Source organism: Fibrisoma montanum, assembly GCF_003583365.1.
GTDB classification, from domain to species: domain Bacteria; phylum Bacteroidota; class Bacteroidia; order Cytophagales; family Spirosomataceae; genus Fibrisoma; species Fibrisoma montanum.
Window position 1 is genome coordinate 711901 of sequence record NZ_QXED01000003.1, and the last position, 26340, is coordinate 738240.

The 26340-nt window shown below is 54.7% G+C and carries 23 protein-coding genes; 19 read left to right on the forward strand and 4 right to left on the reverse strand.

The features are described from left to right. Nucleotides 1-57 precede the first annotated feature (57 nt). From DYU11_RS12995 to DYU11_RS13015, 5 genes are all read left to right on the forward strand, one after another. Nucleotides 58-345, forward strand: a complete 288-nt coding sequence (locus DYU11_RS12995) for an antibiotic biosynthesis monooxygenase family protein (protein ID WP_119668090.1) — start codon at nt 58-60, stop codon at nt 343-345. A gap of 910 nt (nt 346-1255) precedes the next feature. Continuing rightward, nucleotides 1256-1633 carry a hypothetical protein gene (locus tag DYU11_RS13000; RefSeq protein WP_119668091.1) on the forward strand — a complete coding sequence of 126 codons (378 nt, stop codon included), beginning with the start codon at nt 1256-1258 and terminating at the stop codon, nt 1631-1633. Between the two features lie 233 nt (nt 1634-1866). Continuing rightward, nucleotides 1867-3390, forward strand: coding sequence for an aldehyde dehydrogenase family protein (locus DYU11_RS13005; protein ID WP_119668092.1), 1524 nt, complete (start codon nt 1867-1869; stop codon nt 3388-3390). 85 nt (nt 3391-3475) lie between these two features. Further along, the gene (locus DYU11_RS13010; RefSeq protein ID WP_119668093.1) at nt 3476-3859 is read left to right on the forward strand and encodes a DUF779 domain-containing protein; all 384 of its coding nucleotides are present in this window, start codon (nt 3476-3478) and stop codon (nt 3857-3859) included. A gap of 68 nt (nt 3860-3927) precedes the next feature. Beyond that, complete coding sequence (locus tag DYU11_RS13015) at nt 3928-4503, forward strand: YceI family protein (protein ID WP_119668094.1); 576 nt, start codon at nt 3928-3930, stop codon at nt 4501-4503. A 13-nt stretch (nt 4504-4516) separates the two neighbouring features. On the opposite strand, the gene treY is transcribed toward DYU11_RS13015, so the two are convergent. The 4 genes from treY to DYU11_RS33810 form a co-directional block, all read right to left on the reverse strand. Beyond that, nucleotides 4517-8776 (reverse strand): malto-oligosyltrehalose synthase, encoded by a 4260-nt coding sequence (treY, locus tag DYU11_RS13020; protein ID WP_119668095.1) that lies wholly within the window; start codon nt 8774-8776, stop codon nt 4517-4519. Nucleotides 8777-8988: 212 nt separating this feature from the next. Next, nucleotides 8989-10827, reverse strand: a complete 1839-nt coding sequence (gene treZ, locus DYU11_RS13025; protein WP_119668096.1) for a malto-oligosyltrehalose trehalohydrolase — start codon at nt 10825-10827, stop codon at nt 8989-8991. Next, nucleotides 10824-12950, reverse strand: a complete 2127-nt coding sequence (gene glgX / locus DYU11_RS13030; RefSeq protein WP_119668330.1) for a glycogen debranching protein GlgX — start codon at nt 12948-12950, stop codon at nt 10824-10826. The genes treZ and glgX overlap by 4 nt, the downstream gene beginning before the upstream one ends. Before the next feature lie 38 nt (nt 12951-12988). Further along, nucleotides 12989-13120, reverse strand: coding sequence for a hypothetical protein (locus tag DYU11_RS33810; protein ID WP_262697106.1), 132 nt, complete (start codon nt 13118-13120; stop codon nt 12989-12991). 39 nt (nt 13121-13159) lie between these two features. Between DYU11_RS33810 and DYU11_RS13035 the strand changes: the two genes are divergently transcribed. From DYU11_RS13035 to DYU11_RS13100, 14 genes are all read left to right on the forward strand, one after another. After that, nucleotides 13160-14254, forward strand: a complete 1095-nt coding sequence (locus tag DYU11_RS13035) for a sulfite exporter TauE/SafE family protein (protein WP_119668097.1) — start codon at nt 13160-13162, stop codon at nt 14252-14254. A 68-nt stretch (nt 14255-14322) separates the two neighbouring features. Then, nucleotides 14323-15531, forward strand: coding sequence for a trans-sulfuration enzyme family protein (locus tag DYU11_RS13040; protein ID WP_119668098.1), 1209 nt, complete (start codon nt 14323-14325; stop codon nt 15529-15531). A gap of 71 nt (nt 15532-15602) precedes the next feature. Next, complete coding sequence (locus DYU11_RS13045) at nt 15603-16700, forward strand: Gfo/Idh/MocA family protein (RefSeq protein ID WP_119668099.1); 1098 nt, start codon at nt 15603-15605, stop codon at nt 16698-16700. A gap of 39 nt (nt 16701-16739) precedes the next feature. After that, nucleotides 16740-17042, forward strand: a complete 303-nt coding sequence (locus tag DYU11_RS13050) for a hypothetical protein (protein ID WP_119668100.1) — start codon at nt 16740-16742, stop codon at nt 17040-17042. Then, nucleotides 17039-17494 carry a PIN domain-containing protein gene (locus tag DYU11_RS13055; protein ID WP_119668101.1) on the forward strand — a complete coding sequence of 152 codons (456 nt, stop codon included), beginning with the start codon at nt 17039-17041 and terminating at the stop codon, nt 17492-17494. Before DYU11_RS13050 ends, DYU11_RS13055 begins: the two co-directional genes overlap by 4 nt. Nucleotides 17495-17500: 6 nt before the next feature. Continuing rightward, on the forward strand, nt 17501-18214 hold the full coding sequence (locus tag DYU11_RS13060) for a phosphoadenylyl-sulfate reductase (protein WP_119668102.1): 714 nt from the start codon (nt 17501-17503) through the stop codon (nt 18212-18214). Between the two features lie 83 nt (nt 18215-18297). After that, nucleotides 18298-19200, forward strand: a complete 903-nt coding sequence (cysD, locus tag DYU11_RS13065) for a sulfate adenylyltransferase subunit CysD (RefSeq protein ID WP_119668103.1) — start codon at nt 18298-18300, stop codon at nt 19198-19200. A gap of 11 nt (nt 19201-19211) precedes the next feature. Then, complete coding sequence (locus DYU11_RS13070; RefSeq protein ID WP_119668104.1) at nt 19212-19451, forward strand: hypothetical protein; 240 nt, start codon at nt 19212-19214, stop codon at nt 19449-19451. Then, nucleotides 19448-19669, forward strand: coding sequence for a PIN domain-containing protein (locus tag DYU11_RS13075; protein WP_119668105.1), 222 nt, complete (start codon nt 19448-19450; stop codon nt 19667-19669). The genes DYU11_RS13070 and DYU11_RS13075 overlap by 4 nt, the downstream gene beginning before the upstream one ends. Before the next feature lie 97 nt (nt 19670-19766). Beyond that, on the forward strand, nt 19767-21047 hold the full coding sequence (locus DYU11_RS13080; RefSeq protein ID WP_119668106.1) for a sulfate adenylyltransferase subunit 1: 1281 nt from the start codon (nt 19767-19769) through the stop codon (nt 21045-21047). A gap of 183 nt (nt 21048-21230) precedes the next feature. Further along, entirely contained in the window at nt 21231-23366 is a 2136-nt protein-coding gene (locus DYU11_RS13085; RefSeq protein WP_119668107.1) for a nitrite/sulfite reductase, read from the forward strand. Nucleotides 23367-23457: 91 nt separating this feature from the next. Then, entirely contained in the window at nt 23458-24216 is a 759-nt protein-coding gene (gene cobA / locus DYU11_RS13090; RefSeq protein ID WP_119668108.1) for a uroporphyrinogen-III C-methyltransferase, read from the forward strand. Nucleotides 24217-24422: 206 nt separating this feature from the next. Beyond that, nucleotides 24423-25586, forward strand: coding sequence for a sensor histidine kinase (locus tag DYU11_RS13095; protein ID WP_119668109.1), 1164 nt, complete (start codon nt 24423-24425; stop codon nt 25584-25586). Continuing rightward, entirely contained in the window at nt 25561-26331 is a 771-nt protein-coding gene (locus DYU11_RS13100) for a LytR/AlgR family response regulator transcription factor (RefSeq protein WP_119668110.1), read from the forward strand. Before DYU11_RS13095 ends, DYU11_RS13100 begins: the two co-directional genes overlap by 26 nt. The last annotated feature ends 9 nt before the right edge of the window (nt 26332-26340 follow it).

Consider the following 26340-nt stretch of genomic DNA (forward strand, 5'->3'; position numbering starts at 1 on the left):
GATCAGGTCGCGTCTTACCCAATAATTCACAGTACTTATTTTTAAAACATTACTACTATGTACGCACGTATTGTTCGCGCTTCGCTGACGGCTGAGACGGCCGAGGAAGCTGTTACGTATTTTCAGGACACCGTACTGCCTGCCCTCAAGCAACATGCCGGGTTTGCCTTCGGTTATTGCTTCTATGCGCCGGCGGATCATCATGCCCTGATGATATCGGTTTGGGAATCGGAGGAAGCCCGTCTTAGTGCGGAAACCAGTGGTTTACTCCGTCAGGCAGTCAGTCACCTGAGCGATTACTTCAACGGCAAACCCACCGTGGACTATTATCAGGTGGCGGTTTAGACTGGCTCGTCCGATCTCTTTGCGTTTACGCGTAAATTGCGGTCTGGGGCACGACTGACCAACCTGGTCAGTCGTGCTCACTATTTAACCTTGTCGGGCACAGCAGTTGGCCAATGACAGTATTCAAGCCAAAAAAAGTTCGGGCTGAACGGCCCGCCGAGTTACTCCACAACGCAGGTATCCATTGATGTACCCCCAAAGACTACGGGTCAACTGCGCAAGATGCGAAGCCAGATTGCCTTAATGACTTCTATTAATCAGTGGGTTACAATTTTATCCAAATGCTTTTTCTGGCTTAGCGGGAGCGTCGGCTTGTTTTAAGGTATTAACAAAAGCCTCATGTACCCATGAAATGCTTCCAACCTGGAACATACGTACTAAAATTGAGACAGTTGTAATAGACCTTCTGCCAGCCCTCTGGTCAATTTTACACCTGTCAAACCACCGACCTGGCCCTGACTCATAAGCTCATCCGGTGGCGTGCTCCATTACGGTTTCATCCTAACTTCATCACCCATGTTATTTTCTCTACTTCTTGCCAGCAGCAGGATTACTACGACGCGCTTTGGCCTTCCGTTAAGAGCTGGTAATTGATATAGACCATGCCACCAGCCAGTATATAGAACACCTCCTTTAACGTACCGGCTTAATAATTCACTGCCCGCTAATCTTAGCCTGTTACGTTACGTCAACCATTTGGCTTTACTTTTAATCATATATGAGCTAAACGGACAACTATTAATTTAAAAATAGAAAAATTCAAGAATTTATCGAAATACGAACATCCGCCATAAACTTTGAAACGTATATATGGTTAATCAGGTGTAAACCATAACGCATCTACTTGTAAATAAGTAAGAAACGTAAATCGACCTGTCGAATATATTGATTGATCGTACCCACTGTAACCATGAAACGTACACACTCACTTTCTTCTCAGCAAGATACCGGCCGTATCGATCAGACCCTTTCTCAATGGCTGGTTGAAGCGAGTCAGTTTTACCGGGTGTATGGGCTGGCCTTCCAGCGATTTGGCCACCAGATGTCCAGCCGTTCAGGGTGGACAGGACGGATCCTGCTGCTGAACGATAGAGATCTATCCGTCTCATTAGCCCAGATGCATCAGCAGGTTAAAGCAAGGCTGGCATTAATTGACCAGCGTTCGCTCTCTACAACTGGTTTTCCGCCGGCAGACTGGGGTGTTCTGCCCATCCAGACCCGACAATTGAAAGTATTTACCCAGCAGCTGCTGCTTATGCTGGCTCGCACGCAACTACCACAGGCATGAACCCAGCCCGGTAGTTATCCGTCGTTTTCTTAGTTAGTATACTGATCGAGGTCTTCAAGGCGATTCTATATCGGCATACAGCCGTCTCTGGTTTTGTCTGCCCCGTCAGTCCGCGGTTTATTGACCAGTGAGTAGTTTGATAGGATTGTGCAATGAGCTGATATAATCGCTCAATTAGGGTTTGAACTAAACAAACAATCTTTGTGACAAATCCAATTTAACTATTCTACAACATGGACGTACTAGAAGCCCCCAGCAAGATTCTGCCCCGGCCGATGTTCAAGACCCAATACGAAAACTACATTGGTGGTAAGTGGGTCGCTCCCGTAGATGGTGAGTATTTCGCCAATCACTCACCGGTCGACAACAGCCTCATCGCTCGTGTGCCCCGCTCAAAAGCGGCTGATATTGAGCTGGCTCTGGATGCCGCCCACAAAGCCTTCGCGTCGTGGTCCAAAACCTCGGCGACGGAGCGCAGTAACCTGCTGCTGAAGATTGCCGACGTCATCGACCAGAACCTGGAGTTTCTGGCTCGGGTCGAAACGGTAGAAAACGGTAAAGCCGTTCGCGAAACGATGGCCGCCGACCTGCCCCTGGTCGTTGACCACTTCCGGTATTTCGCCGGGGTGATCCGCGCCGAAGAGGGTTCCATTGCCGAACTGGACAGCACCACCGTATCGATGATCATCAAAGAGCCGATCGGCGTGGTGGGCCAGATTATTCCCTGGAATTTCCCGCTGCTGATGGCCACCTGGAAACTGGCTCCGGCCCTGGCTGCCGGCTGCTGCGTAGTGATGAAGCCCGCCGAGCAGACTCCGACCTCCATTCTGGTTTTGATGGAGCTGCTCGAAGGCCTGATTCCGCCGGGTGTGGTCAACATCGTCAACGGGTTTGGTCCGGAGGCCGGCAAGCCACTGGCGCAGTCGAAGCGCGTGGCTAAGGTAGCCTTCACGGGCGAAACCACGACGGGCCGTCTGATTATGCAGTACGCGTCGGAAAACCTCATTCCGGTTACGATGGAGCTGGGTGGTAAGTCGCCGAACATCTTTATGGAATCGGTCGCCGACGCCGACGATGAGTTCTTCGACAAGTGCGTGGAAGGGGCCGTGATGTTTGCCCTGAACCAGGGCGAAGTCTGCACCTGCCCGTCGCGGATGCTGATCCACGAGAAAGCGTACGATCGTTTCATCGAGCGGGTCATTCAGCGTACGGAAGCCATCAAACTGGGCCACCCACTGGACCCGGATACGATGATGGGGGCGCAGGCTTCGAACGACCAGTATGAAAAGATTCTGTCGTACATCGACATCGGCAAGAAAGAGGGTGCCGAGGTGCTGACAGGTGGCGGTCCGGCTACGTTGAACGGCGGTCTGGAGCAGGGCTACTACATCCAGCCGACGATCTTCAAGGGTCACAACAAGATGCGCGTCTTCCAGGAAGAGATCTTCGGCCCGGTCGTTTCGGTAACGACCTTCAAAAATGCGGAAGAAGCGCTTGAGATCGCTAACGACACGATGTATGGTCTGGGGGCCGGCTTCTGGTCGCGCGATGCGCACGAGCTGTACCAGATTCCGCGGGCCATCCAGGCGGGTCGGGTGTGGGTCAACTGCTACCACCAGTATCCGGCCCACGCTCCGTTCGGCGGGTACAAGAAATCGGGTTTTGGCCGGGAGAACCACCACATGATGCTGAATCACTATCGGCAGACGAAGAACCTGCTGATTTCGTACAGCAAGAGTAAGCTTGGTTTCTTTTAAACAGGCGGAAGGGGGAGAAAAGGAGGAGGGAGAACAGAATTCAATCCCTTTCCTACCTCTCCTTTCCTCCTTTTCTCCCTTCATTATGACTTCCCAAACCATTTCCCGCGTCGATGTGACGCCCGCTGCGGCTGAGATCATCCACAAACTGCACGACCAGCACGGTCCGCTGATGTTCCACCAGAGCGGAGGCTGCTGCGACGGCTCTTCGCCGATGTGCTTTCCCAAAGGTGACTTCATCATCGGCTCGTCGGACGTATGGCTGGGTCAGATTGAAGGGTGTGATTTCTGGATGTCGGAAGACCAGTTTGAGTACTGGAAACATACGCACCTCACCGTCGACGTAACACCCGGACGGGGGGCCAGTTTCTCCCTTGAAATTCCGCTCGGCATTCGCTTCATTATCCGGTCACGGTTATTTGACTACGAAGAACTCGAGCACCTGACTCCCACGCACATGGGAGAATAAGACAAAGGCACGCGAACCGGCGTGCTTTTTTTGTACTACCCTGGTGGGATGAGGCCGTAATTTCTCGTATGTTTCGCCAGGCGGTTCTGGCTGGCTGTGGTATGTGGGCAAACGAATTAATTCTTATTACGCTGCTGTGGCTGAGTCCCTTCAAACAGGCAGCCCCGACGGGGCAGGTTCTGGAACATGCCGTTACGTTCAGGATAAAGAACGCCGGCCTGACGGTCAATGGCTCTTTCTCCGATCTGAAAGCCAGCGTTCGGTTTAATCCGGACCACCCGACCGATAGCCAGCTCAGTGCCTCGGTGGGCGTAGCCAGCATCCGCACGGGCCTGTTTCCCCGCGACAGCCACCTTCAGAGTAAGGCGTATTTCGACGCCGAAACGTACCCGCGCATGCTGATGCAGTCTACGCGCATCCGGCGGGTCAACGAAACCAGTTTTGTGGGCACCTTCAACCTGACGATCCGGGGCGTTACCCGGCCCATCGACGTACCGTTCACCTACACCCAGGCAGACGGTCGCGGTACGTTCACGGGTCAGTTTACCATCAACCGGCTCGATTTCGGCGTTGGCAATAAGAGCTGGCTGCTCAGCGAGGAGGTTCGCGTAACCATCCAGCTGATCACCAGTCTTACCACCTGACTCCTCTGCTTCCTCAGCGATTGTACAACTCGGTCCACTGTCTGAGCTGCTGTTCAGCCGCAGTCGTTAGCTGGCCGGGCGTCAGTCGCCACAGCCAGTTGTGCTCCGAAGAGCCGGGTGTGTTCAGCCGGGCAGTTTCATCCAGCCCCAACACGTCCTGAATGGGCAGAATGGCCGTCTGAGCGATTGAACCGTAGGCCAGTCGGGCCAGCACCAGATGACTGGTTTTCTCCGTCACCGACAGGCCCGTGTACTGCTCCAGTTGCTTCCGATACGCTTTGGCGTTTTCCTTGAACCAGCCCCGCGTGGTGTTGTTATCGTGGGTTCCGGTGTAGGCAATACACGTCGGCGTAGTGAAATTATGCGGAATGTAGAGCGACTCCGGCATGGTATCGCCAAACGCAAACTGGAGCACCCGCATACCGGGAAAGGCAAACATATCGCGTAATTCATAAACCGGTTCATCGATGTCGCCCAGGTCTTCGGCAATGAAGGGCAGATCACCGATCTCGTCCAGGAGCACCTGGAAAAACTCGGCGCGGGGGCCACGCTTCCACTGGCCATTACGAGCCGTTTTCTCTCCCGCCGGCACTTCCCAGAAGTCAGCAAACGCCCGGAAGTGATCCAGCCGAACCACATCGTACAGCTCCAGGTTTTTCCGCACCCGGTTGATCCACCAGTCGTACTGGCGCGCTTTCAGGACGTCCCAGCGGTAGGTCGGCATCCCCCACAACTGCCCGTCTTCGCTGAAATAATCAGGGGGCACCCCCGCCACGCCGGTCATGTTTCCTTCGTCATCCAGGCAGAAAATATCGGGGTTCGACCAGACGTCGACCGAATCGTAACTGACATAAAACGGCAGGTCGCCGAAGATCCGGATGCCGAGGTTATTACAGTACGTTTTCAGGTCGCTCCACTGCCGGAAGAACAGGAATTGCAGCCATTTCACTTTGTTCAGGGCTTCGGCGGCTTCGGTTACGACCTGAGCCAGGGCATCCAGCTGCCGTAATTTATACTCATCCGGCCACGTGAACCAGGGCTGTTTATCGTGGCGCAGTTTCAGCACGACGTAGAGCGCATAATCGTCCAGCCAGGCAGCCTCCCGTTCGCAGAACTGCCGGAACGGCTGGTGCAGGTGGGCCGCTTTTCCCTGCTGGTAGTGCTGCCAGGCTTTTTCGAACAGTTCATCGCGGATGCGCTCGGCAGCGGTAAAATCAGCCTGACTCTGAACCGGCAGCTGGTACCGTTTCAAGTCCGCCGGATCGATTAATCCGTCGGCCGCCAGCAGTTCCGGACTGATCAGCAACGTATTGCCGCCCATGCTGGAGATGGCGCTGTAGGGCGAATGGCCCTGCCGGTCTTCGGTTGGGCTGAGCGGCAGCAACTGCCAGTACGTTTGTCGGCTGCGGCTCAGAAACTCGGCAAACGCCTTGGCTTCCGGGCCAACATCCCCTACCCCAAACGCCGACGGCAGCGACGTAACGGCCAGCAGAACCCCCGCATTCCGGTCTTTCGGCTGTCGTTGCAGTTTGAGTACAGCCAGCGGCAACGGTCCAACGATGTCCTGCATGGCAATACCCTGATCAACGGTACCCGTCGTTTTCAGCCAAAGATGCTCCCAAGCAGCGGGGGCATCATCCGGCAGCAAAATCCGGGTATCTTTCCAGTCGAGCGCCGGAATCTCCGTTTTCTGCCGTCGGCTCAGGTCTGCCAGGTGGAGGGGCACGACCGTTACGTACCACTGCTGCGCGTGCTTCCGGGCAAACGCCATGACGTAGTCTTTGTACTGACCCGCCACCTGAAGCGGGATGTAGTCGCCCTCGGCGAACAGGTCAGCGGCCAGTTTCCGCTCGTTCAGCAGCGTGTGTACGAGCCAGAGTTTGATGCGGGCGTCGAAGCGGTTATCCCACAAGTCCTGCAAGAGGTCCGCCGGTTTATCCTCGGCACGGGCTTCGAGTTCGTCGAGCCACCGTTCACGCTGGTCGTAACCAACAGCCCGCCGGTTGTCGGGATCAACCAGGCTGAAATCCCACAATTCGGTGCCCTGATATACGTCGGGTACACCGGGGCAGGTAAACTTGAGCAATACCTGCGACAGGGAGTTGACGACCCCGAAATCGGCTACTTTCCGGTGAAACGTTTCAAAGGTTTTCCAGAAGGGCCGTTTTTTATCCAGCAGGCCCACGGCAAACGCCTTGGCCGCGTTTTCGTAGGCTTCGTTAGGTGTTGTCCAGTTGGAATGCCGCTTGGCTTCACGCAGCGCTTTTTCGAGATACTGCTGGATACGATTGGCATAGTCATCGTCGTCCTGATTCGGCATCCGGTAGGTACCGATCAGGGTCTGGTAGATAAAATACTCGTCGTTGGCATCGGGACCATCCGTCTGCTTCAGGTCAGCATTCAGCTTCTGCCATTCCGGAATGGACTTGACCCACTCCTCGGCTAGATCCGTCAGCACGTTCAGGCGGGCGCGGGCGTCCTCACCGCGTTTGGTGTCGTGCGTCGACGTACCGTTGATGGACAATGGCCAGTTTTTCTGACGCTCCTGCATCGTCCGGTGAAACTCGTCGGGCGAGATGCCGAAAACCTCGGGCGAATCGCCTACCTCGTTATGCCCGACGAATCGGTTGTAGGTGTACATCAGCGTATCTTCCACGCCCTTGGCCATCAGCGGACCGGTAAACTGCATGCACCGCTGGTAGAATCGGGCCACCCGGCGGTTATAGTCTTCGTCGCCACCCAGAGGTTTGTTCAGCAGCACCGTTTCGAGCACATCAACGGCCAGGGCCAGGGGCTTGTCGGTAGCCGGCGGCACAACGGCAATGGGGGTAGTTACGGGTTCGCTTTCCCGGATGCTGGCCAGTATGGCCTGCACGGCCTGCGTTTCTTCTTCGCCCAGCGGAAAGTCGTTGGCGTAGTAGCGGTAAACCGGGCAGCGAATCAGAAATTCGCCGATGGCGTGCTTCAACACCTCCGGGTTCACGGCCGTTTCGTCGTCGACCAGGTTCAGTTCCATGAACAGGTGGTACAGGTTGTCGAGCTCCCCGGCCATGTGTTCGTACAGAATGTAAGCCTTCTTCTCATGAATCTGTTCATGCACAGCGGCTTCCTCGCCCACCAGTTTGCGGTACAGTTCCGTGAAGGCCGATTCGCTGCGGCTCTGGGTAAAGAGATTGTTGACGAACGCCAGAAAATCGTACCCCGTATTGCCCTGAATCGGCCACCATTTCGGCAGGTCCTCGCCCGGCTCCAGAATCTTCTCAACGACGATGTAGGCCTCTTCGCCAGCCAAGGCACGGAGTTGCCGGAGGTACCCGCTGGGATCGTAGAGGCCGTCGATGTGATCGACCCGTAGTCCCCGAAACACCCCTTCGTCGAGCAGTTGTTTGATGAACTCGTGGTAGTGTTCAAACACGTACGGATCCTGCATATTCAGGCAGATCAGGCCGTTTACGGTGAAGAACCGGCGGAAGTTAATCTGCTTGTCGGTATCCTGCCAGTAGGCCAGCCGATACACCTGTTCGTCGGCGATCTGCTTTATTTTTTCGGGGCTGCGGTTGATGATGTCCAGACACGCATTGACGTAGTCGTTGACAACCTCGTTCTTCATCAGCGAGGCCAGTTGTAGCCGCAGTTCAACGAACCGCGTTGCGTAGGCATCCTGATCGTCGATCTGGTGAATCTGCTCCAGCTGCACCAGCAGTTGCTGAACCGCCTGGTTTTTCTCGCCATCGGCCAGCAGCACCGTGGCATAGGAGCGCAGATGCAGCGGATACACTGAATCAAAATAGCTGAACACGAACCGGTCCTCCTGATACGCGACGGTCAGTTCCCCCTGCTGAATTACCTCATCGAGAGGAGACCCCAGAAACGGCACCATCAGGCGGCCGTGGTAGAGTTCGCTGTTCCAAGCAATATCGAAAAACTGGGCGTAGTACGAAAGCTGACCTTTTTCCAGCACGTCCATCAGCCACGGATTACCCGGGTCAAAGGCCATGTGATTAGGCACAATATCCTGCAGCCAGCCAATGTTTCGTTCGCTGAGCCGGCTGCTGATCTGCCGGAGCTGCTCTTCGGTACCGATTACGGCGTTTATGTTGTGCGGATTAACGCCGTCGTAGCCGTGCGTACTGTCCGATGGGGCAGCGAATATCGGCGACGCATAGATTGTGCCTACGCCCAGCCGCTGAAGGTAGGGTAGAATTCGGTCAAAATCGTCGAACGTAAAGTCTTTATGAAACTGAAGACGATACGTAGAAACAGGATTATTCATGGGGTTGGGGTTTTCTACACCGCTGATCGGACTTCCGAAGCGACGCCAGGGATGTTAAGTGAACAGTACATGTTACGTCTGACCAGCCCGAAAATCAACTTGTAACGCTGCGATTCTAAGGCTGTGGTGTGGTGTGAACCCGTGGTGAACAACCGCCTGCGGCCGTTCCGGGAAACTGACGGCACACCACCGAACAGCCGGTCCATCCGGCACTAGCCATAAACCACGATCGACTCCGGTTGCAGCGACATGGGCTCGTTGGCGGAAACGGTTTCAGGGGCGGCCGATGGTCCGTTCCACTGCGGGTCCGCCGAATCCAGCAGTTTTTGCCACGGCCCCGTATGGTTGGGGAGCGTAACGGTCTGCGGTTCCTGCGAAAAATTCATCAGACACACCACATGCTGACCGGCATGCCAGCGGTGCAGCACCAGGGTTTTCTGCCCTTCGTTCGCCATTACGTCCAGGTCGTTGCGGCTCAGGTGGCGCAGGACCGGGTGCTCTTTGCGCAGGGCAATCAGCGTCTGATAAAAGCGAAGCATGGTCTGGTGCGGCTCCTGGTCCAGCAAGTCCCACTGCAGTTTTGATAGCTGAAACGTATCTTCCGACATCGGGTCGGGCGCTTCGCCTTCGAGGTGGAAATACGCAAATTCGGCTTTTCGCCCTTTGCGCACGGCTTCGGCCAGCTCGGGGTCCGTATGGCTTACGAAATACTGAAACGGGTGCGGTTCGCTCCACTCCTCCCCCATGAACAGCATCGGCAGAAACGGGCTGACCAGCACCGCGCCGGCCATCAGCTTCTGCATCTCGAAGCTCACGAGCTGGCTGGTACGTTCGCCGAGCATCCGGTTGCCTACCTGATCGTGGTTCTGCGAAAAAACGACGAACTGCTGCCCCGGATTAGTCTCCGCCCGAATGCCAAACGCCTTGTTCCGATGGGGCGAATACTGACCGTCGTACACGTAGGCATCCCGGTAGGCCTTGGCCAGGTGACGGATGCCCGTAAAATCGGAGTAATAGCCGCTTTGTTCGCCGGTTGCCGTTACGCGCAGCGCGTGGTGGAACTCGTCGATCCACTGCGCATCCATGCCGTACCCCTGCTCATGGAGGGGGTTGATGAACCGCGTATCGTTCAAATCCAGTTCCACGATCAGGTAATGCTGCCGACCGGTTTGCGCCATCAACTGATCGACGTGCTGTTTGATCTCTCTCAGAATGTGCGTTGGGCTGAAATCCCTGATGGCGTGCACCGCATCCAGCCGGAGTGCGTCGATGTGAAAATCCCGAAACCACATCAGAACGTTCTCCACGAAATACCGCCGGACGCCGTCGCAATAGGCATCATCGAAGTTGATGGCTTCGCCCCAGGGCGTATTGTACTTGTTGGTGAAGTACGGCCCGAAATCGCGGAAGTAATTACCCTCCGGCCCCATGTGGTTGTACACTACGTCGAGAACGACCGCTATTCCCTTCCGGTGGCAGGTATTAACCAGGTGCTTCAAACCCAGCGCTCCGCCGTAGGAGTTCTGTACCGCAAACGGGTACACGCCGTCGTAGCCCCAGTTGCGCGGGCCGGGAAACTGCGCGACCGGCATGATTTCGATCGCGTTGACGCCCAGGCTTTTCAGGTAATCAAGCTTTTCTTCGATGGCCGCAAAATTTCCTTCGGGCGTGAACGTACCGGTGTGCAGTTCGTACAGGACGTACTCGCTAAGCGGCAGGTTCGGCCAGTCTCCGTCGGTCCACGGCACGCTGGAAAGGTCGATCGCCTGCGAGGGGCCGTGTACGCCCATCGGCTGCGCCAGCGATGCCGGATCAGGGCGTTCAATTTCGCCGTTCAGGTAGAACTGATACAGATCTCCCGGCTTCAGCTGGTTCGTCGTGAGGGTCCAGTAGCCGTACTCCTGCCTGTCCAGCGGGAGTACGGTCTGCCCCCCTGTGACGGACAAGGCAATTCCGTTGAGGAGGGGAGCCCAGACTACCACCTGGGCCTCCCCGGCTGACGTAAAATTTACGCCCAGAGTTCGTTTTGTTACGTCAACTGATGGCATCATAATCCGCTGTATGGCTGCATAAGTACCACGATCGATCGGCTTTCGACCAGGATGGACTCGCCGGTTTGGTACACATCTCCCTCTTCCTCAATCAAGTCCTCGCTGGTATCCAGCACCTTACGCCATTTTTTACCCCATTTCTTCGAGGGCAGCGAGAACGTAAGCGGTTCGTAATGGGCGTTGAAGATGACGAAGAAACTATCGTCCAGAATGTGTTCACCTTTCGGGCCGAGCGACCGAATCCCCCGTCCGTTTAGGAACACGGCCAGCGATTTGGCAAAGTCGTGGCTCCAGTTTTCTTCGGTCATTTCTTCGCCGTTGGGCTGGAACCAGGCAATATCTTCAACGCCAACCCCTTTGATCGGCTGGCCTTTGAACCAGCGACGGCGGCAAAATACCGGGTGATCTTTCCGTAGATGAATCAGTTTCCGGGTGAACTCAAGCAGTTTGTCATCCACCTTCGACCAGTCGAGCCACGAGATTTCATTGTCCTGGCAGTAGGCGTTGTTGTTCCCGTTCTGAGTCCGGCCAAATTCATCGCCCGCCACCAGCATCGGTACGCCCTGCGACAGGAAAAGGGTGGTCAGAAGATTTCGTTTCTGCCGGTCGCGCAGGCTGCAGATCACCTTGTCGTCGGTTGGCCCTTCGGCACCGCAGTTCCACGAACGATTGTGACTTTCGCCGTCGTTGTTGTCTTCGCCGTTGGCTTCGTTGTGTTTTTCGTTGTACGACACCAGATCATTGAGCGTAAACCCGTCGTGGGCCGTAATGAAGTTGATACTGGCGGTTGGTCGGCGGTAGTCTTCTTTATACAGATCCGGGCTGCCCGTAAAGCGTTCGGCAAACTCGCCCAGCATGCTGTCGGCCCCGCGCCAGTAGTCCCGGACGCAGTCGCGGTATTTACCGTTCCATTCGGCCCAGCCCGGCGGGAATTTACCCACCTGATAGCCGCCTTCGCCGATGTCCCACGGCTCAGCAATGAGCTTCACCTGCGAGATGACCGGGTCCTGGTGAATAATATCGAAGAAGGCACTCAGGCGATTCACCTCGTGGAGTTCCCGGGCCAGCGTCGAGGCCAGGTCGAAGCGGAACCCGTCGACGTGCATCTCCAGAATCCAGTACCGCAGACTGTCCATGATCAGGCGCAGTACGTTCGGATACATGGCATTGAGCGTATTGCCGGTTCCGGTATAGTCCATGTAATGCCGGCCGTTCAGGCGGTAATAGGCCGCATTATCGATTCCCTTGAACGACAGCGTTGGCCCCATGTGGTTGCCTTCGCCGGTATGGTTGTACACAACGTCCAGAATGACTTCAATACCGGCTTTGTGGAGCGCCTTCACCATGTTCTTAAACTCCACCACCTGCTCGCCGTGCACCCCACTGCCGGAGTAGCGCACATCCGGCGCGAAGAACCCGATGGTGTTGTACCCCCAGTAATTCGACAACCCTTTCTCCACCAGGTGCCGGTCATTGACAAACTGGTGAACGGGCATGAGTTCGACCGCCGTAACACCCAGTTTTTTCAGGTAGTCGATAGCCGCCGGATGGCCGAGTCCCGCATACGTACCCCGCAGTTTTTTAGGGATGTCGGGGTGCATTTTGGTAAACCCTTTCACGTGGGTTTCGTAAATAACCGACAGGTGGTAAGGAATTCTTGGCGGTTTATCCCCTTCCCAGTCAAACTCAGGGTCGACAACGACCGATTTGGGAATAAACGGGGCACTGTCCACGTCACTGAAACTCAGATCTTCGTCGGGGTGGCCTACCTCATAGCCAAACAGGGCGTCGTCCCATTCGATGGTCCCCGCAATGGCCTTCGCATACGGATCGAGCAGGAGTTTATGGGGATTGAATCGGTGACCGTTTTCGGGTTCATACGGGCCGTACATCCGATAACCGTAAAGCTGCCCTGGTTTAAGTCCGGGAACGCACACGTGCCACACGTGATGATCCCGCTCCTTCATGCGGATTTTAAGGGGTTCAGTATCGCCATCGGCTGTATCAAACAAGCAAAGATCAACGCCAACGGCATTTTCAGCGTAGATAGCAAAATTAACGGAATCACCTTTCCAGGTGGCACCCAATGGAAAGGGTTCGCCAGGGTATACAGTAGTGTTCATACCCTGTGCAATCACATTGCCCGGTATAATGTTTGAAGTCATCCGGCTTTTTTATCTACACGGGTAAAGGAACCGAACAGCCAATTTTTTGTTAATGCGCAAAAGAATCCGTTTCTTTGCGCCATCAATGCTTCATCGCCAGGGCGCCACAAATAAGTGGCGTTTTTCATAAGACGGTTAGTATATTAATTCGATATACTTTATTCACTATGCAGATTCAGCCGGACGATACGTCTCCATCAACGGAAGAACTTGTTCCCACATCACGGCTCCCGTTTGATCTGAACGGCCTGCGTATCACGCTTGAAGGCGAGGACGCCACCCGACAGGCTGAGGCTCTACGGACGTACTTTCCGCTGGCTCAGGTACACACCACCACTCCGGCCCCTGCCGAACCGGCGCAGTTGGTAGGTAAGCAGTCGGTGCTGCTGCGTCGGCGGACACGGACCGAAATAGCCATCTACGTATCGGCGGCTCTGGCCCTGATGATCGTTGGGCACCTCGTGTTCGGCTACGTTACCCTCGACCGGCTGACGCTGTTGTACCACTCCATTCCCGTTTCGGAGGACATTTTTTATTATATTCTCGGCGGTTTCATCGCGCAGATGATCGACGGGGCACTCGGCATGGCGTATGGCGTTACGGCCTCTACGTTCCTGCTGACGGCCGGGGTATCGCCGGCGGCCATCAGCGCCAGCGTCCACGCGTCCGAAATTTTTACCAGTGGGGTTTCGGGTTACATGCACCTGCGGTTCGGCAATGTCAACAAGAAGCTGTTCCGGACCGTGGTGGTACCGGGCGTTATCGGGGCGTTTCTGGGGGCTTATGTGCTCGTTACGCTGGAGCAGTACTCCGGCTTCATCAAACCCGCCGTAGCCGTTTATACGTCCATCCTGGGTATCCTGATTATTCGCAAGGCGATGGCCAAGCGCACTGGCCGGAAGCAGCGGCTCAAGCGGGTCGGCTGGCTGGCGTGGTTTGGCGGCACGATGGACTCGATCGGCGGTGGTGGCTGGGGACCTATTGTCTCGTCGACGCTGATTGCCAGCGGCCGGCATCCACGCTACACCATCGGCTCGGTCAACTTGGCTGAATTTTTTGTGTCGCTGGCCAGTTCTCTCACGTTCGCCACCCTGATCGGTCTGCAGTTCTGGCAGGTGGTCGTCGGGCTGGTGCTGGGCGGGATGATTGCCGCGCCCATTGCCGCGCATCTGTCCAAGCGGATCCCCGTAAAAGCCATGATGATTCTGGTCGGGGTTGTGGTGATTATCGTAAGTTTACGGAATATTTTATCAGTTCTTTGACGTTGGGTATTGGTTATCAGCCCCTGGCTGGTAGACAGTAGACCTATTGCCAACGTCCGTTGAATACCATGCGAAAACAAACCAAAGCTATTCGTACGCAGACGGATCAGTCGCAGTACCGCGAACACTCAACGCCGTTGTTTCTGACGTCGAGTTTCACATTTGAGAGTGCCGAACAGGGGAAGGCGCTGTTCGACGAAACCGAAGAAGGCAACATTTATTCACGCTTTTCGAACCCGAACGTAACGGAGTTCGTCGATAAGGTGTGTATGCTGGAAGGGGCCGACGAAGGCATTGCCACGGCAACGGGCATGGCGGCCGTTTTTGCGAGCATGGCCAGTCTGCTGAAATCCGGCGACCACATTGTGGCTTGCCGGGCGCTGTTTGGCTCGGCGCACCAGATTATTACCCAGATTTTGAGTAAGTGGGGCATAACGTATACGTACGTCGACGCTACGGCCACCGAAGCCGAATGGGAAAAGGCCATCCAACCCAATACCACAAGACCGGCCGCCCGCATGGTGTATCTGGAAACGCCGTCTAACCCCGGCCTCGAACTGGTCGATCTGGCCATGCTGGTTCGGCTGAAAGAGAAATACGGCTTTATCCTGAACGTCGATAACTGTTTTGCCACCCCGATTCTGCAAACACCGATTGAGCTGGGGGCTGATTTATCAGTGCATTCAGCCACGAAGTTCATGGATGGGCAGGGGCGCGTACTGGGCGGGATCGTCGTGGGCCGGGCGGATCTGATTCAGCCGATCCGGTTCTTTGCGCGGCATACAGGGCCGTCGCTGTCGCCCTTCAACGCCTGGATTCTGTCGAAGAGTCTCGAAACGCTCGATCTGCGGATGGAACGGCATTGCTCAAACGCGCTGAAACTGGCCCAGGCACTTGAGCAGCACCCCGACGTGGCTACCGTAAAATACCCGTTTCTGCCGTCGCATCCGCAGTACGAGTTAGCTAAGCGGCAGATGTCGGCGGGTGGTGCCATCGTAACGCTGGAGCTGGACGGTGGGTTTGAGCGGGTCAAAGCGTTCTACGATGCGTTGCAGATTCCGACGCTGTCGTCGAATCTCGGCGATTCACGAACGATTGTTACCAACCCCTTCACCACGACCCACGCCAAACTCAAGCCGGATGAGAAAGCCGCGCTGGGCATTACGGAAGGCCTGATTCGCGTGTCGGTGGGCCTGGAAGCGATTGAGGATTTAATCGACGATTTTACTCAGGCAGCCGAAGTGAGTGCGGAGGTTACTAAAGAAAAGGTAGCATAATTACGTAAGGCTGGTAGAAGGCGCTTCCATGTTGCTTATTTTGGAAACAACTTATTCCTTTAGCTTCTCTCATGATTAAGATAGCCCTTCTGGTACTACTGGTGGTTCAATTGATAGGCTCCTCTGCCAACGCCCAGGCACCCAAAAAACCGGTTCGCGTCGGCGTGGTGGGCCTGGTGCATACGCATGTTCACTGGATACTGGGCCGGGCCAAACAGGACGACATCGAAATCGTCGGTATCGCCGAGCCGAACCGCGAGCTGGCCGAGCGGTTTCTGAAGCAGCATAAGCTGCCGATGAGCCTCCTTTACCCGACCGTTGAGGAGATGTTCGACAAGACAAAGCCGGAAGCAGTGACCGACTTCGGCATGATTGTGGACCACCTGAAAACAGTGCAGATCTGCGCGCCACGCGGCATTCATGTGATGGTAGAAAAACCGCTGGCCGTCAGCTTCGACCACGCGAAACAGATGGAAGCCCTGGCGAAAAAGCACAAAATCCACCTGCTGACCAACTACGAAACGACCTGGTACGGTAGTAACCACAAAGCCTACGACCTGGTAAATGACGGGGCCATCGGCGACATCCGGAAGATTGTCGTCCACGACGGTCACCAGGGTCCGAAGGAGATCGGCGTAAATAAAGAATTTCTGGATTGGCTGACCGACCCGGTCACCAACGGTGCCGGTGCCCTCTTCGATTTCGGCTGCTACGGGGCCGACTTGGCTACGTGGCTGCTGAAGGGCCAGCGCCCCCTGACCGTGACGGCCGTGACCCAGCAGATCAAACCGGATATTTATCCGAAAGTCGACGATGAAGCCACCATCATCCTGACGTATCCAAAAGCGCAGGCCGTGATTCAGGCATCGTGGAACTGGCCGTTCAGCCGGAAAGACATGGAGGTGTACGGCCAGCATGGCTACGTCTTTACACTGGACGGCAAACGAATGCGCGTTCGCCTGAAAGACGACAAAACAGAGCAGGCTCAGGAAGTAGCTCAGACCGAAGCACCGGCTGTCGACCCGTTTGCGTATCTGGCTGCCGTCGTGCGAAATGAAACCAAAAAAGAAGACGGATTGTCTTCCCTGCAAACGAACATGATCGTTATGGAGATTCTGGACGCAGCCCGGCAGTCGGCGAAAAGCGGCAAGCCGGTAGCGCTGAAATAACCGGTATCTTCTGATCAAGCTAAACCGCCGAACGACGCCATGAAGACACTAACGCTGAACATACCCGACTCGCTTGACCCGGCGGTTGCGCGCTGGGAACTGGCTCGCTCGCTCTACGAAAAAGGCGAACTAACGCTGGAACAGGCGGCTGAAATAGTAGGTTTGACACCCACTTATTTCAAAATAAAGATGCAAAAGTCCTTTAACCGGGAAGATGAGCGGATTAAGCAAACGGTAGTAGCCACGGCAAAACCGATGAACCGTCAGTATTTTGATCAGTTGGTCGACCAATTAGATATTAAAGAATCTTGGGAAGACCTGACCAGCCAGATCGGCAAATGATGCATTTACTGGATACTAACATTGTCCTCGCTTATCTGAAAAAATCAACTTTGTCGGTTGCTCTCGATAAGCAATATGGCCTTTTGAGCGAACATGCTAAACCATTTATCTCGGCTGTGACAGTTGGCGAACTTTGGTCGCTGTGTTTGCAGAATAACTGGGGTCCAAAGCGACGAGAGTTATTGATTGAAATTTTACGGCAATTGACCATTGTAGATATAAACCTTGAGCCGATCATCCAGAACTACGCTGAGATTGACGCTTTTAGTCAAAGCAAGTTAATGGGCCGCCCTCTTGGTAGTTCAGCCCGCAACATGGGTAAAAATGACTTATGGATAGCAGCAACTGCTTCTATGTTAGATGCTGTTCTTATTACAACCGATAAAGATTTCGACCATTTGCACGGGCAATTTGTGGAAGTAATTCGAATTGACCCCGACGTATACCGTTAAAACCAGATGATAGCTGCACAACCGTACACCCTCGAAGCGCTGACCGAGCAGTTAGCCGGCAAAAACGAAGTGGAAAGCCTTCGGACGCTGGCTGACCTGTTTCCGGGCGAGGTGATCTTTTCAACCAGCCTTGGCTACGAAGACCAGGTCATTACGGACTTGATCCTCGCCAACGACATCCCGATCAAGATCTTCACCCTCGATACGGGCCGGATGTTCTCGGAAACGTATTCGGTCTGGAAAAAAACCAACGACCGCTACGCGACAACAATTGATACGTACTTCCCCGATCAGGCAGCCGTTGAAAAACTGATGACCGAGAAAGGACCGTACAGCATGTACGATTCCATCGAAAACCGGAAAGAATGCTGCTTCATTCGCAAAGTTCAGCCGTTGAACCGGGCGCTGGCGGGTAACAAAATCTGGATCACCGGCATCCGGGCCGAACAGTCGCAGAACCGGCAGGGCATGACCCAGCTTGAATGGGACGGTGGCCATAACCTGTTTAAATTCCACCCACTGATGGACTGGACGTTCGAACAGGTGAAGGAGTACGTGCGCGACAACAACGTACCATACAATCCGCTGCACGACCGGGGTTTTGTGAGTATCGGCTGCCAGCCTTGCACCCGCGCCATTCAGGAAGGCGAAGACTTCCGCGCCGGTCGCTGGTGGTGGGAAGACAACTCAAAGAAGGAATGCGGACTACACGCTAAATAATAGAATGATTGACTTGTTGAATGATTGAATTGAGTAGGCATTCAATCACTCAACAAGTCAATCATTCAACAACTCTGTTGCAAATGAAACTTGACTATCTCGATCAGCTCGAATCCGAAGCGATCCACATCATGCGGGAAGTAGCCGGGCAGTTTGAACGGCCAGCCTTACTCTTTTCGGGTGGTAAAGACTCGATCACGCTGGTGCATCTGGCGCGTAAAGCCTTCCGGCCGGGTAAATTCCCGTTTCCGCTGGTGCACATCGATACGGGACATAATTTCCAGGAAGCGCTCGACTTCCGTGACCACCTGGCCGAAAGCCTGGGCGAGCGGCTCATCGTTCGCTACGTTGAAGATACCATTCGCGAGAAGAAACTGAAGGAACCTACCGGCCGTAATGCTACCCGCAACGGCCTGCAAACGTTTACCCTGCTCGACACCATCGAAGAGTTTGAGTTCGACGCCTGCATCGGAGGGGCCCGCCGGGATGAGGAAAAAGCCCGCGCCAAGGAACGGGTGTTCTCCGTTCGGGATGAGTTTGGCTCGTGGGACCCCAAACGCCAGCGCCCCGAACTCTGGAACCTCTACAACGGTAAAATTCACAAGGGCGAAAACGTCCGGGTATTCCCGATTTCCAACTGGACCGAACTCGACGTGTGGAACTACATCCGGCGCGAGAACATTGCGCTGCCCAACATTTACTTCGCCCACGAGCGCGAACTGATCCAGCGCGACGGCAAGCTGATGGCAACCGAAGGCGGTATCATTAAACCTGAAGCAGGCGACCAGATCGTAACGCGCCGGGTTCGGTTCCGGACCGTCGGCGACATCTCCTGCACAGCCGCCGTTGAGTCGACAGCCGATACGCTCGACTCGGTCATTACAGAAATTCAGGCCACGCGCATCTCCGAACGGGGCGAAACCCGCATGGACGACCAGATGAGCGAAGCGGCTATGGAAGATCGGAAAAAGGGAGGGTATTTTTAAAGCAACGCGCTATGCAGATTGTCATTGAGGTATCCGACACTAAGGCTTCGTTCGTGCTGGAATTGTTGAAAAGCCTTCCCTTTGTAGATGTGAAGAGCGAAAACAAACCTCAGGCACCTGCCTCTTCAACTCCCATGGAAAAGAAGCTTTCTCCCAAGACAGCCTCTCTACTGGGAGCTTTTCCAATGCTGGCAACCATTGACGAGGAGTCAAGCCGCCAACAAGCGGTAAGGAAGAAACATTTAAAATGAAGCCAGTTGTTCTGATCGACACCAACGTTGTCATTGATCTGCTGGCTAGCCGGGAGCCTAATTGCTTCTCGGCCGCTGCGGTTTTTGATCTGGCTGAACAGGAGAAAATAAATGCCTACGTAAATGTCCTGACGTTGGTGACAGTCTATTACATCCTTCATGCGCATTACAAAGTGGCTCACGACTCGATCATGGAAAAATTTGCCGTGACCAACTGATATCATAACACGTAACACGGATGATTTTAGAGCAGCCGATGTCAATGTTGCGACACCTATCGACTGGCTCGCTAATTATTCGTTCTAATTCAATACTATGGATCTCCTACGATTTATAACCGCAGGCTCCGTCGACGATGGCAAAAGTACGCTCATCGGCCGCCTGCTGTACGATTCAAAATCCATCCTGGCCGACCAGATGGAAGCCATCGAACGGGCCAGTAAAAACCGCGACAACGGGGAAGGTTCTGGCCGGTCCGCTGGTGCGGCTCCGGTCGATCTGGCGCTGCTGACCGACGGCCTCCGCTCCGAACGCGAACAAGGCATTACCATCGACGTGGCGTACCGCTACTTTCAGACGCCCAGACGTAAATTCATCATTGTGGATGCACCGGGTCATATTCAGTACACCCGCAACATGGTGACGGGCGCGTCGAACTGCCAGCTGGCCATTGTACTGGTCGATGCCCGGCATGGCGTGGTAGAGCAAACCCGTCGGCATTCGCTCATTGCGTCGCTGCTGGGCATTCCGCATATCGTCGTGGCAGTCAACAAGATGGACCTCGTCGGCTACTCGCAGGATGTGTTCTCCGACATCTGCATCCAGTACAACGAACTGGCGCAGAAGCTGAACGTGACGAACGTAAGTTATATTCCAATGAGCGCCCTGAACGGCGACAACGTCGTTGATAAATCGGACAATATGCCGTGGTACGAAGGGCAAACGCTGCTGAATTACCTCGAAACGGTTGAAGTTGACGATGACTTCAATGTCGATCAGGCCCGGTTTCCGGTACAGTACGTGATCCGTCCGCAAACGACCGAACTGCACGATTACCGGGGCTACGCCGGTCGGATTACGAGTGGCGTCTTTCGCAAAGGCGATGCCGTCACGATCCTGCCCTCAGGCGAAACGTCGACCATCGATGCCATTGAAGTTGCCGAAACGCATTACGACGAAGCGATTTCCCCCATGTCGGTAGTGCTGCACCTGACCGACGACGTAGACGTGAGCCGCGGAGACCTTATTATCCGGTCGGATAGTCAGCCGGTGGTAACCCAGACCGCCGAGGCTATGCTGTGCTGGATGGACACCAAAGACTGTAAAGTGGGCAGCAAATACCTGCTGCAGGTGGGTACGTTCCGGACGCGCTGCTCGATCCGCGAGATTGCGTACCAGGTCAACGTCAATACCTACGAAGAAATCGAAGGCGTAGAAAATCTGAAACTGAACGATATAGCCAAGGTAGTGCTCCGCACCGCCCAGCCGATCAGCTTCGATCCGTACAACCACAACCGGGCTACGGGCAGCGCTATCCTCATTGATGAAACGTCGAACGTAACAGTAGGCGCCGTTATGCTGGTAGCAGAAGCATAAACTGGTTGGCACGCGGTCTGGCTTTGATAACTTTTGATTATCCTTCATAACGAAAAGTTAGTGAACGCCGGAACCATACCATGGCATAATTGCTTTATTATTGTACATTGATTGACAAAGCGCCGGGGTTCCGGCCTTTGTTTCTTTGTATTAGTTGATTAATTCTATAGACTACATACTATTATGTCTATCCGAATCTCAGAGAATGTCAGTACGGCAGCCCGGCGCGACATCTTGGACCTCGAAAAAAAGATCAGCAGCTTCGTTTCCGGCTCCATGACCGACGAACACTTCCGTAAGTTTCGGCTTACCCGGGGGGTGTACGGCCAGCGTCAGCCGGGGGTGCAGATGATTCGGATCAAATTGCCCCACGGACGCATTACGGCCGATCAGCTTGTTCGCATTGCTGACGTATCGGACCGCTACGCGACCGGCAATCTCCACGCCACTACCCGTCAGGATATTCAGCTTCACTTTGTAAAACTGGCTGATTCCCCCCAGCTCTGGGCCGATCTGGAAGATGCCAGCGTTACGCTGAAAGAAGCCTGCGGCAATACCGTCCGGAACGTAACGGGTTCGGCCCGCGCGGGTATCGACCCCGAGGAGCCCTTCGACATTACGCCCTACGCCTACACGATCTTCGATTACTTTCTGCGTAACCCGATCTGTCAGGATATGGGCCGTAAGTTCAAGATTTCTGTGTCGTCGTCGGAGAAGGATTCGGCCTACGGTTATATGCACGATGTAGGTTTGGTAGCTCGTGTTCAGGACGGCAAACGTGGCTTTAAAGTTATGCTGGGTGGCGGCCTGGGTGCGCAGCCCTTCCCGGCCCAGACGGCTTTTGAGTTTCTGGAAGAAGACCGCGTTATCCCGTTCATCGAGGGCGTTATCCGCGTGTTCGACCGCTACGGCGAACGGACCAAACGCCATAAGGCCCGGATGAAATACCTGCTCAACGACCTCGGCCTGGACGAAATGCTCCGCCGGATCGAGGAGGAAACGCCGGCTTTACGGGTTAAGCAGTATCAGGTTCCAGGCTTACCCCTGGAAGTACGCGCTGATCGGCCAGAAGCCTCCGGATTCAAACTGGAAACGACCGATACAAAACTCAATACCTGGTTCAAAACCAACGTGTTTGAGCAAAAACAAAAAGGCTGGTACGCGGTCCAGCTACGGGTCCTGCTCGGCGACATGTCGTCCGACACGGCACGGGCGCTGGCCGGCATTGTGAAAAAGTACGCAGCCGACGACATTCGCGTAACGGTAAACCAGGGCTACCTGCTTCGTTATATCCGGCCTGAAGATCTGACGGCCGTTTATAACGAATTAAACGCCCTGGGTCTGGCTGAGCCGGGCTTCGACACCACCGCCGACATTACTACCTGCCCCGGTACGGATACCTGTAACCTGGCGATTTCGAGCAGTTACGGCATTACGCGGGCGCTGGAAACGATGATGCGTGAGGAGTTCCCGGACCTTGTTTTCAACGACGACATCAAGATCAAGATCAGCGGCTGTATGAACGGCTGCGGTCAGCACTCGGTGGCCAACATTGGCTACCACGGCTCATCGCTGAAAAACGGCGCGTATGTACTGCCCGCCCTTCAGGTGCTGCTGGGCGGTGGTTTCAATGGCAAAGGCGAAGGCCTGATTGCCGATAAGGTCATCAAAATCCCGACCAAACGCGGACCGGATTCGCTGCGCGTGTTGCTGCGTGACTTCGAGACCAATGCGTTCGACGGCGAGTATTACAGCGATTACTACGCCCGGCAGGGGAAGAATTATTTCTACACGCTGCTGAAGCCGCTGGCCGACCTGAAAACCGTGATCGACAGCGACTACGTTGACTGGGATCATACCGAGCAGTTTGTTACGGAAGTGGGTGTGGGCGAATGCGCCAGCGTAATCCTCGACCTCGTGGCTACCACCCTGACCGAAGCGCAGGAGAAACTGGGCTGGGCCAACGAAGCCCTGGCTGAAAGCCGCTGGGCCGACGCCATCTACCACGCGTACAATACGTTCATCACCGGTGCCAAAGCCGCTTTGATGAGCCGCGACGTGCCGACCAACACCCAGCACGGGATTGTCAGCGACTTTGACAAAACCTTCGTCGGCGAAAACGGCTTCCACGAAGCGGAAGGCGATTTCAAGTCACTGGTGTTCAGCATTAATAAGCAGGAACCGTCCGAAGAATTTGCCCGGCAGTTCATCACCCGTGCCACTGGTTTCCTAACCAGCGTACAAGCGTACCGCGAACATCAGATTGAGATCGAGGGCGCTCCGGAATTGCAGGAACTGACACAGGCACAAGACAGCTAATTCAATGAGCGAAAGAGTGAATGAGTGAATGAGCGAATACAATTCCAGACATTCACTAATTCGCTCATTCACTCATTCACTAATTGAACCAATGAAGTTAACCCTCGTAGGTGCGGGTCCTGGCGATCCGGAACTGATAACCCTTAAAGGTATTAAGGCCCTCAAAGCCGCCGACGTCGTCATGTACGATGCGCTGGTGTCTGCTGAGTTGCTGGACTATTGCCGTCCCGAGGCACTCAAGGTCTACGTCGGCAAACGCCGGGGTGCGTATTCGTGCATGCAGGAAGATATTAACCCGCTGATCGTGCACTACGCCCAGCAGTACGGCCATGTGGTGCGCCTGAAAGGTGGCGACTCGTTCGTGTTTGGCCGCGGGTACGAAGAAATGGAGTACGCCCGCCAATACGGTATCGAGACGGAGGTGATTCCTGGTATTTCAAGTAGTTACGCCGTTCCGGCCAGCGCGGGCATTCCGTTGACAACGCGCGGGGTTTCCGAAAGCTTCTGGGTCGTAACGGGTACGACAAAAGAAGGCAAGCTTTCCGGAGATCTTCAGTTAGCGGCTCAATCGTCGGCTACGGTCGTGATTCTGATGGGTATGCATAAACTGGAGCAGATTGCCGCCCTGTTCACTCAGGTTGGCAAAGCGGAAACGCCGGTCGCCATCGTTCAAAACGGGACACTGCCCGACGAGCGGGTGGTTGTGGGCCGCGTTTCAGACATAGTCGAGAAGGTAGAGGAGTCCAATGTGGGCAATCCGGCTGTGATTGTGATTGGCGAAGTAGCGGGCCTGCGGAACGTGGATTATTTCCAGTTCGTGAATGCTACCGTCAGCGAATCGGCCGAATAAGCGAAGTACACAAACAACCTGAATAGATGACGGGCGGCTTCGGCGGCCCGTTTTTGTTTGGCGTCCTGTCTGTAACTCAACCGGCTTTCATCAGGTGCTGCCTGAATTCCGGAATCAGTAGGATAGTTCGTATATTTCCACCGCTTGAATGAGTCAGTTCACGGCCTAGTTCGTCCGTTTGACTGCTTTTTTTCTCCGCGGTCTGCATGGATACCTTTACTTTTAATCACGACGGTCAACTGAATGACTTGTCCACAACGCAACCAATCCATTCGTTGGTTCAGCAGGAAGATACTACCCAGCCCAACCGCACACTCAGCCAGGAAGTTCGGAAGATTCTTCTTCGGGCGGCTGTGTTTACTGGTGTGTTCATGGGAATTATCTCGCTGCTTTTTTACGAGGTAATCGACGTAGAGCCCGTACCGGGGGCGGCTGTTTTTTCGTTCATGCTGGCATTCGTTTTTACGATTCTGGTGTGGATGTTTAACATCTACCTCAACACCCGTCAGGGGCTTCCTTCGGTGTACCGCTGGGTCACTCCGGCGTATGATCTGCTTGTTCAGGTGGTGCTGTGTTTACTCTTCAGCGAAGGACTGCTGGGGCTCTGGACAGCCCTTGATGTCGCCTTGCGAATGGAAAGTGCGGGAACTGGTGATATTGCCGGTGTCCTGCAAGTGCGGGGACTAATCATCGTTGCGTTCTCCCTGATCACGACGTGGGGAGTTCGGCAGGCGTTAGCGCAACAAAATGCCATGGGAATGATTTCCAGACTGACCGAAGAGAATTTTCAGGCGCGGTATGAAGTACTCAAACAGCAGGTGAATCCGCATTTCCTGTTCAATTCGCTGAATATCCTGAAGGGAATGATCCGCACCCACAATCAGGATGCGGAGGAATACCTCATTAAACTGGCCGAGGTGTACCGGTATATCCTGCAAAGTTCGGCCAAAGAGCAAGTGACGATGACCGAGGAACTGGCAATTCTGGATGCCTACTATTACATGCTCAAGAACCGGTTTCGCGACGCGGTGGACCTCACCATCGACCTGTCGGCCGAAACCCGCCGTACGGTACTACCCCCGCTGACGTTTCAGATGCTGATGGAAAACTGCGTAAAGCACAACGTACTGACCCGCAGCCGAAAACTCCGTGTCAGCGTAACCGAAACCGAAGGCAACCTCTATTTCCGGAATAACCTGCAACCGAAACAGTCGCTGCATTCGTCGAACCACGTGGGCCTCCAGAACCTGAGCCGACGGTACGAGTACCTCTGTGGAGAAACCCTGACCATCGAACAGGATGAAGAGTATTTTACGGTTGTTTTACCCATTATAGCCCCTGACCATGGACGTCCTGATTCTGGAAGATGAGCTCATAACAGCCGAGGAGCTACAGCATTACATCCGCGATATCATACCGGGGGTTCAGATACTCGCCGTATTCGAAACCGTTGAGGAAGCCGTTGACTACCTGAGCGATCATGCCAGCCCCGATCTGATTTTTTCGGACATCCAACTGGCGGATGGGTTGAGCTTCGAGGTGTTCGAACAGGTTAACGTACGCTGCCCGGTTATCTTTTGCACAGCCTTCGACGAGTACGCCATGCAGGCTTTCAACGCCAACGGCATCGATTACGTGCTCAAACCCTTCGACCGTAAGGCTATTGCCGGTAGCCTGGCCAAGTTTAACGGTCTGCAAACGTATTTCCAGCAACATAACCAGGCCGACCTCAACGAACCGCTCCAACGACTCCTTAGCCAGCTCCGACCTGCTCAGCGCTCTACGTTTCTGGTTAGTCAGAAAGGAAAGTACTACCCCGTATCCGTCAACGACATTGCGTTCTTCTACACCGAACACGAGGTCGTCTGGCTCCAGAAAACATCAGGTGAAAAATACCCCGTTGATTACACCCTCGATGAACTGGAAGCCTTACTCAACCCTACGCAGTTCTACCGGGCCAACCGGCAGTTCATCATCCGCTTTGAAGCCGTCAGGGAGTTTGAGCCGTACTTCAACCGCAAACTGCTGGTTCGGCTACAGCCTGCTACACCCGAACCGCTGGTCATCAGTAAGGCCAAAGCCCCGGAATTCATGCGCTGGCTGGAACAACGGTAGTCTCTCCTA